Origin of the sequence: Streptomyces microflavus, assembly GCF_014650075.1 — a bacterium.
In the GTDB taxonomy this organism is placed as follows: Bacteria; Actinomycetota; Actinomycetes; order Streptomycetales; family Streptomycetaceae; genus Streptomyces; species Streptomyces microflavus.
In genome coordinates, this window is sequence record NZ_BMUG01000002.1 from 409,590 (window position 1) to 420,773 (window position 11,184).

Annotated in this window: 14 protein-coding genes; 11 read left to right on the forward strand and 3 right to left on the reverse strand. The window is 68.8% G+C overall.

Annotation, left to right across the window (positions count from 1 at the left end; translation table 11 throughout):
- Positions 1 to 9: 9 nt before the first annotated feature.
- Together IE264_RS06915 and IE264_RS06920 are read right to left on the reverse strand one after the other, a co-directional pair.
- The gene (locus IE264_RS06915) at positions 10 to 852 is read right to left on the reverse strand and encodes a helix-turn-helix domain-containing protein (RefSeq protein ID WP_032755972.1); all 843 of its coding nucleotides are present in this window, start codon (positions 850 to 852) and stop codon (positions 10 to 12) included.
- Positions 853 to 879: 27 nt separating this feature from the next.
- On the reverse strand, positions 880 to 1,614 hold the full coding sequence (locus tag IE264_RS06920; protein WP_032756202.1) for a DUF6879 family protein: 735 nt from the start codon (positions 1,612 to 1,614) through the stop codon (positions 880 to 882).
- A gap of 184 nt (positions 1,615 to 1,798) precedes the next feature.
- Here IE264_RS06920 and IE264_RS06925 point away from each other — a divergent pair, with 184 nt between their 5' ends.
- The 10 genes from IE264_RS06925 (at position 1,799) to IE264_RS06970 (ending at position 8,930) form a co-directional block, all read left to right on the forward strand.
- A complete protein-coding gene (locus tag IE264_RS06925; RefSeq protein ID WP_032755969.1) occupies positions 1,799 to 1,996 on the forward strand; it encodes a hypothetical protein in 198 nt (65 codons plus the stop codon).
- A 55-nt stretch (positions 1,997 to 2,051) separates the two neighbouring features.
- Positions 2,052 to 2,834: an aldo/keto reductase gene (locus IE264_RS06930; protein ID WP_032755967.1), complete on the forward strand. Its 783-nt coding sequence runs from the start codon at positions 2,052 to 2,054 to the stop codon at positions 2,832 to 2,834.
- A gap of 72 nt (positions 2,835 to 2,906) precedes the next feature.
- Positions 2,907 to 3,821: a hypothetical protein gene (locus tag IE264_RS06935; protein ID WP_032755965.1), complete on the forward strand. Its 915-nt coding sequence runs from the start codon at positions 2,907 to 2,909 to the stop codon at positions 3,819 to 3,821.
- Positions 3,822 to 3,904: 83 nt separating this feature from the next.
- A complete protein-coding gene (locus IE264_RS06940; RefSeq protein WP_032755962.1) occupies positions 3,905 to 4,357 on the forward strand; it encodes an NUDIX hydrolase in 453 nt (150 codons plus the stop codon).
- Positions 4,354 to 4,899, forward strand: a complete 546-nt coding sequence (locus IE264_RS06945; RefSeq protein WP_032755960.1) for a flavoprotein — start codon at positions 4,354 to 4,356, stop codon at positions 4,897 to 4,899. The genes IE264_RS06940 and IE264_RS06945 overlap by 4 nt, the downstream gene beginning before the upstream one ends.
- Positions 4,900 to 5,113: 214 nt before the next feature.
- Complete coding sequence (locus IE264_RS06950) at positions 5,114 to 5,446, forward strand: hypothetical protein (RefSeq protein ID WP_032756201.1); 333 nt, start codon at positions 5,114 to 5,116, stop codon at positions 5,444 to 5,446.
- A 200-nt stretch (positions 5,447 to 5,646) separates the two neighbouring features.
- Positions 5,647 to 6,204 (forward strand): hypothetical protein, encoded by a 558-nt coding sequence (locus IE264_RS06955; RefSeq protein ID WP_032755958.1) that lies wholly within the window; start codon positions 5,647 to 5,649, stop codon positions 6,202 to 6,204.
- A 304-nt stretch (positions 6,205 to 6,508) separates the two neighbouring features.
- Entirely contained in the window at positions 6,509 to 6,979 is a 471-nt protein-coding gene (locus tag IE264_RS06960) for a cation:proton antiporter regulatory subunit (protein ID WP_015609709.1), read from the forward strand.
- 2 nt (positions 6,980 to 6,981) lie between these two features.
- Positions 6,982 to 8,259, forward strand: a complete 1,278-nt coding sequence (locus tag IE264_RS06965; RefSeq protein ID WP_032755956.1) for a cation:proton antiporter — start codon at positions 6,982 to 6,984, stop codon at positions 8,257 to 8,259.
- Positions 8,260 to 8,474: 215 nt separating this feature from the next.
- Entirely contained in the window at positions 8,475 to 8,930 is a 456-nt protein-coding gene (locus IE264_RS06970) for a tellurite resistance TerB family protein (protein WP_015609711.1), read from the forward strand.
- A 30-nt stretch (positions 8,931 to 8,960) separates the two neighbouring features.
- Here the strand turns inward: IE264_RS06970 and IE264_RS06975 are convergent, their stop codons facing one another.
- On the reverse strand, positions 8,961 to 10,034 hold the full coding sequence (locus IE264_RS06975) for a PucR family transcriptional regulator (protein WP_031122441.1): 1,074 nt from the start codon (positions 10,032 to 10,034) through the stop codon (positions 8,961 to 8,963).
- A gap of 443 nt (positions 10,035 to 10,477) precedes the next feature.
- Here IE264_RS06975 and IE264_RS06980 point away from each other — a divergent pair, with 443 nt between their 5' ends.
- Positions 10,478 to 11,152, forward strand: coding sequence for a hypothetical protein (locus tag IE264_RS06980; RefSeq protein ID WP_032755953.1), 675 nt, complete (start codon positions 10,478 to 10,480; stop codon positions 11,150 to 11,152).
- The last annotated feature ends 32 nt before the right edge of the window (positions 11,153 to 11,184 follow it).

The window sequence follows — 11,184 nt, forward strand, 5'->3', positions numbered from 1 at the left end:
GGAATTTACCTAACCGGCGCGCTGCACGTGGGAAATGACTCGTTGGGCCTCAGTACCGAAGACAGCTGATTCACGTAGGAGATTCCACGTGCGCTGGTAGACGGCGATGCTGTCGGTGTCATCGATCCATAGTTCCGCGTGCCAGTCCTCAGCGATGACCAGCCGGTCGTCGTAGATCCAGAATCCGTTCGCCGGATGGATCTTCAGCGGTGCGGCAAAGGGGACGATTCCCAGTTCCACGGTGTCAAGACCGGTCAGGCTCGCGAGCCGGTCGAGTTGGGCGGCCAGCACGGCGGGCGAACACACGAGGGCCCGCATAGCTCCCTCCCACATGAGGATCCGGTGCCGCTTGCGGGAGTCGTACAGGGCTTCCTGGCGCTGCACCCGCGCCCGTACAGCCTCCTCGGTGTCCTTCGGGGAGCGCATCAGCTGAGCGTGCCGGGTGAAGACCGCACGGGCGTAGTCCGGAGTCTGCACCATCCCCGGTATGAGGCTGTTCTCCCAGATGCACAGGGTGGCGGTCCGAGCGTGCTCCACAGTGATCGCGTCCTGTACCGGGCGGTGTCCCGTGGCGAGCTGTCGTCGCCAGGACCGCACGTGGGATTCAAGCCCGCGGAGGCGCGAGTGCAGTTCGGGTGCGGCATCGGGTTGACCCGTCGCTTCCGCCCAAGCCTGGAGGTCGGTGGCGGTCGCGGTCTGCCGGCCGTTCTCCAGTTTGTAGATCTTGGAGTGGGGCCAGCCAAGCCGTTCGGCCAGTTGTGGACCGGTGAGCCGACCTGCGGGACCCGTCGTACGAAGCTCCCGAAGCCGCGCCCCGAGGGCGTCCCGCGCCTTCTGAAAATCTGTGCTCACCGGTCACACGCTAACTGTTCAGTCGGGTCAGAGGTTCGCCGCGAAGGCGTCGTATCGGATCGCGAAGTGCCAGGCGGCGTCCCGTGCTTGTGCGTACCGGTTCACCGCGGCCGGCTCGGTGATCAGCTCGACGTCAACGAGGTGGTCGTCCGCGTCGAAGTTGAGGAGGGCCACGAGCCGTGAGTCGAAGATCCAGAAGTCTGCGGCGGGAAGCCGCAGCCGCTGGGCGTCGGTGCGCCACAGATTGCGGATGTCCTCCCCGACAGCACAGTTGCGGCGCGCATTGTCGAGCAGATACAGCTGCCCGGGCGTCGGTGGACTGTCAACGACCCTGACCCGTTCGAACCTCTTCCCCTGCGCGGACTGCGCCCGTACGTTCCGGCACCAATCGTCCTCGTAGTCCCACTCGACCGGTTGCCCCGATAGAAACTGGGCGTACGTGTCGGTGGCTTCATCGGACGCGAACCTACGGCGCGTCTCCAGTCGCCAGGCCGTGTGCTCGAACGTGGTGAACAGCTTGCCGAACGCGTCCAGGTCGACGATGCGAGGGGTTCTGGTCTTGGGAGCGAAGTCCACCAGCAGATCACGCGGCACGACGATGGGCACCTCGCCCTCGTTCAGATGCTGGAGCTGGGCAATGTCCTCGGGATCTGTGAGTGGTGGGCCGTGAACAACCACCTCGCCACTGTCCAAGTCCTCGTGTACGGAGGGGCATCCGCCCCCGCCTGATCCTGTTCCGTTGAAGCGAAGGTTCCGAGCCATCGTCCCCACGTCCCTTTCCCCGTCACACATGTTTCCGTCGATAGACAGCATGGCCGGAGGCTCTCCCTCTCAGTACAGATTCATGACAGCACAAGAGAACAATCAGGAACATTCCGCCTATGTGCGAGAACATTCGAGAACATGGCAGCGAGCCACTACCCTCCGCTTTCTAGCGTGACTGCCCATGAACGATGTGAAGACGACGATGGCTCCACCGTTGTACGTGGTGAACCCTCCCGTACCGCCAAAGCCCTTCAAGAACTGCGACGTGTGCGACGCGCTGGTCAGGCAACGGTCCGAGGCAGGCACGATCGGCGACTGGTCGAAGGTCACGGACACCAACGTGGAAATCGGGCGCCACCACAGCCGGCGGCACCGATGACCGGGGCTGCGGGACGGACGCTGAGGGCTGGTCTGTGGCTGAAGGGGCCCCTCGCATGACCGACAACCCCCCGGCCGGAACGATCGAGATCGCCGGAAAGACCGTCTCCCGCCTCGGCCTCGGCACCCTGCGCCTGACCGGGCCCGGTGGCTGGGGCGACCCGGAGGATCGTCCCCGAGCCGTCAGCCTGCTCCGGCAGGCCGTCCATCAGCACGGCATCACGCACATCGACACGGCCGACGCCTACGGCCCGCACACCGTCGAGCACCTGATCAAGGAGGCTCTGCACCCTTACCCGGACGAGCTGTTGATCGCGACGAAGGTCGGTGTCGTGCGCCCGGCCCCCGACGTCTGGATGCCTCTCGGCCACCCCGCGTACCTCCGCGCCTCTGTGGAGGCGAGTCTCCGTCGGCTGGGCGTGGAGCGACTGGAGCTCTGCTATCTGCACCGCATCGACTGGGAGGTGCCCGTCGAAGATCAGATCGGCACGCTCCAGGCTCTCCAGGAGGAGGGGAAGATCGGGCACATCGGCCTGTCGAAGATCAGCGGCGAGGACTTCCGCCGTTGGCAAGGGGAGATCGACATCGCAGCCGTGCAGAACGTCCTCAATATCCATGACCGTTACGACCCGGTGCAGGAACTCTGCCGCGAACACGACGTCCCGTACGTGCCCTACCGGCCTCTTGCCGCCGGAAGCGCCGCACACGACGGAGACGTCTACACCCCGCTCTCCTGGCTGCTCGGCCTGGGGCCCCACATTGCCCCCATCCCCGGCACGGGAAGCCCTCGCCACCTCTCGAACATCGTGCGCGCGGTCACGCTCGGCGGGTGGGAGTGAAGGCGGTGGTCCCCAACAGCCCGACGGCGTCCGTCCTGCTGCCGCCGCCGGCGCACCTGAGAAAGGTCATCCATGTTCTCGGAACCTGACGACCCCGTGGTCGTCGACCGTATGCGGGCAGCCCGTGCCGTGGCGGGCGCCGCCCTCGGAGCTGTCCCCTCCTCCCAGGTGCCCGGAGGGACGCGCGAAGCGTGGGGGTGGCGGGGGCGCACCCTCGGTGGTCCGGCCATCGGTCCGTACGGGCCCGGGTGGCTGCGCGTCGTCCACAGCCCGGTGGAGAAGGCGGGTGGCAAGCTGTGGACCGGGCCGGAGGACGCCGAGCGGCTGGTGCCCCTGCGCGTGCCGCGTCCTCGTCTGCACCTCGTACGGCAGTGGGCGGAGGGGGAGGACACCTACCGGGCGGAGCTCTACGACTTCGTCACCGGCGGGGCCGTCTCCCCCAGCCCGGTGCTCACCGAGGTGCCCCGCCTGACGGCGACCTGGTGGAGCGGCCTGCGTACGGCCCTCGTCTGCCTCTCCACCGTACGCACCGAGCGCACAGCCGTAAGTCAGGCATATCTGGACCGGGCCATGCCGAAGTACCTCGCCTTCCTCGGCGTGCCGGTGCCCACGGCTCCCCCCGCATGGTCCACCGCGCACGGCGACCTGCACTGGGCCAATCTCGCAGGGCCCGGACTGAGCATCCTGGACTGGGAAGGCTGGGGCGCGGCCCCGGCCGGCTACGACGCCGCCCTGCTGCACGCCTACAGCCTCGCGGTGCCGGAGATCGCGGAACGCGTACGGAGGGAGCTCTCCGACATCCTCGCGAGCGAGGCCGGGCGCTTCGCGGAGCTGGTGGTCATCACCGAACTTCTGCAGAGCGCGGAACGAGGAGACCATCCGGAACTCGTCCCCGCACTGCGGGAGCGGGCCGGGGAAGTCTTCAGCCCTGCCCGCTGCAAGGCCGGTCCGACCTCGTCGCGTACGGAACCTCGAAGTCCTGCCTGAGCATGATCCTGCCCGGCGCCGTCCACCTCGATGGCCGCTGACTGCTGCACTGAGACCGTCCACTAAGTAAGGAGACAGAGCGCATGAACGAACGAGTCCGTGCCGTCCTCGTCACCGACGACGACACGATGCTGGTCATCCGCCGCACCAAGCCCGGCATCCCCGACTACTGGGTCCTGCCCGGCGGCGGCGTCGAACCCAGCGACGAGTCCCGGGAGGCCGCCCTCCACCGGGAGATCCACGAGGAGATCGCGGGGAAGGCCGACATCGTCCGCCTCCTCCACACGATGGAATCCGACGACGAGCGTCAGCTCTTCTACCTCGCCCGTATCGCGACCTGGTCCTTCGCTGACCGCACCGGTCCCGAGTTCAGCGCCGAGGGCCGCGGCGCATACGCGCTGGAGGAGATCCCGCTGACCGTGGAGGGGCTCGACGGCATCGACCTGAAGCCTGAGGAGATCGCTCACGTCCTCCGGGATGCCCTGGGTGACGGGACCCTCACCCTTCAGTCGTCGTCATCCGGGAGCCCCGCGTGAGCGAACAGCCCGCACAGCAGGCCGCGAAGCCCTTTCTGTACGTCGTCGTCTGCGCGGCCGGTATTGCCCGTGATGTCGGGCGGCTCATCGCGGCGGCACAGGAGCGCGGGTGGGAAGTGGGGGTCGTCGCCACCCCGCAGGGGCTCGGCTTCATCGATGCGGCGGCCGTCGAAGCGCAGACCGGGTACCCGATCCGGTCCGCCTGGCGGGTTCCCGGGGAGCCTCGGCCGCTGCCGGATCCGGACGCCATCGCCGTCGTACCGGCCACCTTCAACACGGTCAACAAGTGGGCGGCGGGTATTTCGGACACCCTGGCCCTGGGCATTCTGTGCGAGTCGTACGGGTTCGGCATCCCCACGGCCGTGCTGCCGTACGTCAACTCCGCCCAGGCGGCCCACCCCGCGTACGCCGAAAGTCTGCGGCGGCTGCGGGAGATGGGGATCCTGGTCGGCTCCTACGAGCCCCATCACCCCAAGGCCGGTGGCGGGGCGGGGCAGTTCCGCTGGGAGGAGGCGCTGGAGTTGCTCGATCCCCTGAGGTAGGGGTGGGATTTCAGCCGGAATACGCCGGGCCACCGGAATGACTTGTCGCGGTACCTATTGCTCACCAGCCCTCTGTATAAGGTGTGTTGGCCTGACCAGCAGCCGCGCAATGGCTCGGCTTCTTCACAATTTCCGCGCCTTCTGTGCCGTGCTCTGTGGCACGGTGGATCGATTGGTGTCTCGGGTGTCCGAGCGTCCGCGTAGGGGGATCTTCATGCGTTTTCGCACCGTCGCGGCCTCTGCCGCACTCGTCCTGTGCGCCGCCGCAGGCGCCACCGCCTGCTCCTCCTCGCCTGACGGTTCCGAGAGCACCCGGCCCGCCGGGCCCGCCTCGTCGACCGAGGCCGTCCCCCTGGAGGGCATGGCGGGGAAGATCGAGACGGGGAAGCGCCAGGCAGGGCCACCCCAGATGGACGGGCAGAGCGCGCGGGACTCCTCCGTGTGTGCTGCCTCTGCCGAGGAGATCCCGGCGGAGTGCGCTCTCGACCTCTCGTTCGCCGAGAGCAGCGTCGGGGAGCCGGCCGCCGAGGCGCCCGACGCGCAGTAGGTCATCAGTAGAGCCGCAGTAGGTCTTACGCAGCGTCCCAGCAGCAGGAGGGGCGGGCGCCCCAGGGTGCCCGCCCCTCCTGCTGTGTGTTCCGGACCCGGAAACTTCCCCCGCGCGCGGAGATCCCATAGCCTCACATCCTGTTCACATTCAACAATGGGTGACTCCTAAACAGGAGTCAGGTGCGGGGGTAGTGAAATATGCGTGAAAACTGGCGCATAAAGGTGAGCGTTGTCGCTGGTGTCTCAGCACTTGCGTTCTCAGCTCTCATGGCGGCTCCCGCGGTGGCCGACGAAGCGGCGGACAGCCTCCAGGAAGTACAGATGCCGGCCGGCGTGAAGATCGTCGAAGGCCTCGCTCCGGTTGCCGGGGCGGACGCCCCCTCCCTGGAGCCCGAGGCGGGTGCCCCCTTCTCGGCAGCAGCGGCGGCCAAGGCTGCTCCGGCGGCGAACACCTGCCTCGGTTCCACCGCCGCCTACGGCTCCAAGGGGTGTTTCCAGCACAACGGCGACATCGTCTGGGCGGGCGACACCCAGAAGGACGGCATGTCCGCGGCCGTCGGCGTCTACACCGACTACGGGCGGGCCGCCGAGGTCTGCATCAACAAGCTCGGCGTGAACACCTGGGCGACCTGCAACAAGGACTACCGCGAGACCGGCAACGTACGCCTGCGGGTCTTCCGCTACGACGGCGACACCGGGAAGTTCTACCAGCCCGAGACGTGGTCCGGCTGGATTCCGGTCGACGGGAAGTACTGAGTCGACGGGAAGTACCGATCCGCCCGTAACCCGAGCCGGCGACGAGGAGTATCCCGCGCCGAGCTGGTCCGCTCCCTCGCCTCCGCCGGAACCGTTGCGCCAGTCCGCAACCGTTCCGGCGGTGGCGCGAGAGGGCGAAGGGCGGGAGTTGGCGCGTCACCGTTGTCCGGACCTCCGGGCCTCGGGGCGATTCCCGCGCGGCGCCGGGGCAGATGGACCGCTTCAGGCCTACCGATAAGGTAATGGCCGGATAAAGAGATCACCAAGTGCGCCGTCGCACCGACGCACGTCTCGGGAGGAAGTCATGGGAACCCGTCGCACGTCATTGCCCGGAGTGGGTGCTCAGTACGACTTCACCACCGAGACGGGGCAGCACATCTCCGTCGTCGTCCACCACGACGGTCGGCGGTTCATCGGGTTCTACGAACAGGACGACCCAGATTCGTGCCGGTTGTCCGTGCCCCTGACGACGGCCGAGGCCACCGCGCTGGCCCACCTCATCGACCCCGCCCCCATCGACGCCGTACGGACCGAGGGCATCGACCTCGTCACCGAGCACATCCCGCTCGGGTCCCGTTCCCCTTACGGCGGGCGGCTGTTGGGGGAGACGCGGGCGCGGACCCGGACCGGGGCCTCAATCGTGGCGGTGCTGCGTACGCACAGCGCCCACCCGTCGCCGGAACCGAACTTTCGACTCGCCATCGGGGACACGCTCGTCGCCGTGGGTACGCGTGAGGGCGTCGACGCGCTCTCCGAGATCATTGCGGAGGGCTGACCGTGCATGACACGACTGCATTGCTGGTGGAACTGGGCGCCGTCATTCTCGGGCTCGGGCTCATCGGGCGGGTCGCCGGGCGGATAGGGCTCTCGCCGATCCCCCTGTACCTGCTCGCAGGGCTCGCTTTCGGCCACGGCGGGCTCATCCCGCTCGACGCCAGCGAAGAGTTCACCATGGTCGGCGCCGAGATCGGCGTCATCCTGCTGCTGCTCCTGCTGGGGTTGGAGTACAGCGCCTCGGAGTTGGTGACCAGCCTCAAGACGCAGTATCCGTCCGGGGCCGTCGACTTCGTTCTCAACGCGACGCCCGGTGCCGTCGCCGCGCTCATCCTCGGCTGGGGTCCCGTCGGCGCCGTCGCGCTCGCCGGAGTCACCTGGATCTCCTCGTCCGGCGTGATCGCGAAGGTCATGACCGACCTCGGGCGGCTCGGCAACCGCGAAACCCCGGTCATCCTCGGCGTCCTCGTCATGGAGGACCTGGCGATGGCGGTGTACCTGCCGCTGCTCACCGCCATGCTCGCCGGTGTCAGCCTCGCGGGCGGCAGCCTCGCCCTGCTCATCGCGCTCGGCACCGTCGGCTTCGTGCTGTACCTGGCCCTGCGCCACGGCCGACTCATCAGCCGCGCGGTCTCCTCCGACAACCCGGAGATGCTGCTCCTGGTCGTCCTCGGCCTCACCGTGCTCGTCGCCGGTGTCGCCCAGCAGCTCCAGGTGTCCGCGGCCGTCGGCGCGTTCCTCGTCGGCATCGCCCTCTCCGGTGAGGTCGCCGAGGGTGCCCGCAAGCTGCTCACACCGCTGCGCGACCTGTTCGCCGCCGTGTTCTTCGTCTTCTTCGGGCTCTCCACCAACCCGGCCGACATCCCGCCGGTGCTGCTGCCCGCCGCCCTGCTGGCCGTCGTCACGGTCCTCACCAAGATCTTCACCGGCTGGTACGCGGCCCGCCGCGCCGGCATCGGTTCGCGCGGGCGCTGGCGTGCGGGCGGCACGCTCGTGGCGCGCGGTGAGTTCTCCATCGTCATCGCCGGTCTGGCCGTGGCCACCGAGCCGCGCATCGGGCCGCTGGCCACCGCGTACGTCCTGATCCTCGTCATCGTCGGCCCGCTCACCGCCCGGTGGACGCAGCCCATCGCCGAGAAGATCCAGGCCCTGCGCGACGGCGACAAGCCGGACCAGGGCGGTGCCGCGGTGCAGGAGGTGTCGAAGTCCGCGCCCGAGCGCCGCCTCGGCGACCACGACGACCTCACCCCGGAGCCCGCGGGCGAGGCGCGCGGCGACTGACCGACCTGACGTACGCCTTCCTCCGGTTCCTCCGGCCGGTTCGGGCCGCCGCCACCACGGCTGCCCGGACCGGCCGTTGTGCTGTCCGGAACTCGCTCCCGTGCACCGGGCCGACCCCGTGAACGCAGGGTGGGGGGCCGCCCTCCCTGCTAACTTCTACACGTCTGTAGAGTTTTCTTTTGTTCCGGCATTGCACCGCAACGTATGGAGATGTCATGGCCCTGTGGGATCGGATCAAGGAATCCGCTTCGTCTATGCAGACGCAGCTGGAAGCGAAGAAGAACGACCTGAAGTCCGGAGCGTTCCGCGACGCGAGCATGGCCATGTGTGCTCTGGTCGCCGCCGCCGACGGCACCATCGACCCGTCCGAGCGGCAGCGCGTCGCCGCGCTCATCGCCAGCAACGACGTCCTGCAGAACTTCCCCGCGGACGACCTGCAGCGGCGCTTCAACGACTACGTCAACAAGCTCACCGCCGACTTCGCCTTCGGCAAGGTCAGCGTGCTCCAGGAGATCGCCAAGGCGAAGAAGAAGCCCGCCGAGGCGCGTGCCGTCATCCAGATCGGCATCATCATCGGCGGCGCCGACGGTGACTTCGACAAGACGGAGCAGGCAGTCGTGCGCGAGGCGTGCTTCGCCCTGGACCTGCCGCCGCACGAGTTCGACCTGTAGGAACGCGAACTACCGGCCGGCCGGGGCGCCTCACAGCTCCTTGGCCGGCCAGTCCAGCAGGCGTGCGCCGATCACCGCCGTCTGCAGGCTGTACCGGTGCATCGGGTCCGCCGGGTCGGAGCCGGTGAGCTGGTGGATGCGTTCCAGGCGGTACGTCAGCGCCCGTACGCTCAGCGCCAGGCGGCGGGCCGTCTCCGCTGCCACGCAGCCCGCGTCGAAGTAGACCGCCAGCGTCCTCAGCAGCGGCTCCGCGCCGCCCCGCGCCTTCTGGAGCGGGCCCAGCTCGCTGCGCACCAGATCCGCCATCGCCTGCCGGTCCCGGGTCAGCACCGGGTAGACCAGGAGGTCCGAGGCGTACAGCACGGGGTCGTCCATCCCCATCCGCTCCGCCAGGTCCAGGGCTTCGAGCGCCTCGTCGTACGAGTGGACCACCCCGCCAGGACCCTTGTGCGGGCGGCCCACCGCGACCTGGCCGCCGTCCGTCGCCGCGTGCGACTGCTTGGCGAAGTAGCGCAGGACGTCGGGCTGGCTGCCGGGCGCGATGCAGACGATCCGCCCGTCCTTCGTCGTCAGCAGGATCTTGCGGCCGCTGAACCGGGCCAGCAGCGCCGCCTCCACACTCCGCGGCACCGCGTCCGTCTCCGTGTACGCCTCCGGGCCCGACGCCACCGCGACCGCGTGCGCCCGGGAGAGCCGCAGGCCGAAGCGGGTGGCCCGCTCCGCGAGGCGGACCAAGTCGCTGCGCCCGTACAGGAGATCGTCGATGAACTCGCGGCGTGCCGCCTCCTCCCGGCGTACGGTCAGGCGCTGCGCCCGCTCGAACCCCTCGGCGAACGCGTCGACCGCCTGCTCCACCGCGGCCAGCACCGCGTCGGCCACGGCAGGGCTGTTTCCGGCAGCCGCCCGTGGCCAGGCTTCCCGTGTCTGTGCCAGATGCATCGTCACCAGCGCACGCAGCTGATGCCCCGCGTCGGCCGCCTCCCGGCCCAGCGCCCGGCGCATCTCCAGCTCGTTACGTGTCAAACGACGGCCGGTGGTGGCGACTTCGCCCAGAATATGGGCATAGTTACCCAGCATTTCCTGCGGAATCGTGGGCTCGGCCATGCACACTCCTTCAGCCTTGCAACAGTCCTGTCATTTCCCCAACGCGCGCCGGGCGGTGCCGGTGCCCGGCATCAGGAAAGCGTAAAGATTGCCGGAGTCCGGCAATGCGGTGGGTGGGGTCCGGATGACAGGATCAGGTCAGCAACACAACGGGGGAACACACGGGGAAGCACGGGGGACACGGGGGAAAAACAGGGGCCCTACCGGACAATCCACGGGGGATCCACGGGGGATTCGGGATTCGACGGGGGCACCTGAGGGGAACGACCCGGTTGCTGCGGCGCGGTTCGCAGCGCCGCAGCGCCGGGCCCCGCCACCACCGGACCGGATGCCAAGCATGCCGGGCCAGTCGCCGTGTGAGCTCGACACCGCTCCCCCGTACCGGTAGAAGATCGCGCCCCGCCGCAGGGCCGGCGCGCAGAACCGCAGAGGGGGCGGGACCGATGGACGAGTTCCTGAACGCGGCACTCGGATTCCCCGCCGTCATCTTCGGCGCGGCACTCGTGGTCGTCGTCTGCTTCTGGCTGCTGGTGCTCGCCGGCGCCGCCGACCAGCACTCCTTCGACTCGGACCTCGACCCCGGCACGGTCGGCTTCGGCGGGGTACCCGTCACCGTCTCCGTATCACTGCTCGTCGTCGTCGCCTGGTTCGGCAGCCTGACCGGAACGGTTCTGCTGCACCAGGTCCCGGCCACCGGTGCCCTCCGGGCAGTGCTCGCCATCGCCGTACTCGCCGGATCGCTGTTCCTCGCCTGGGGAACCGTCCGCCTCCTCGCACACCTCTTCCGCCGGTACTTCCCGGCGGAACCTCCGCCATCGCGCAAGGACTTCGTCGGACGCGTGTGCACGGTCCGCACCGGCTCCGTCAGCGCCTCGTTCGGCCAGGCGGAAGTCGCATCGGCCGACGGTTCGACGGCCATCGTCCAGGTCCGCCAGGCCCCCCGGGCCCCTCGACTCGCCGAGCTGCACGCCGAGGAGCTCCTCGTCTCGGGCAGCACGGGACTCCTCTACGCGTACGACGAAGAGGGCGAGTTCTTCTGGGTGTCGCCGTACGACGCGGCCCTCGACCCGGGTCCCGAGGCGAAACCGGGCGGGCTGCCGGAGAACATGAACGGCTGACCCGGGCGGGGTGTGTGCCCCTGCGGGTGCGT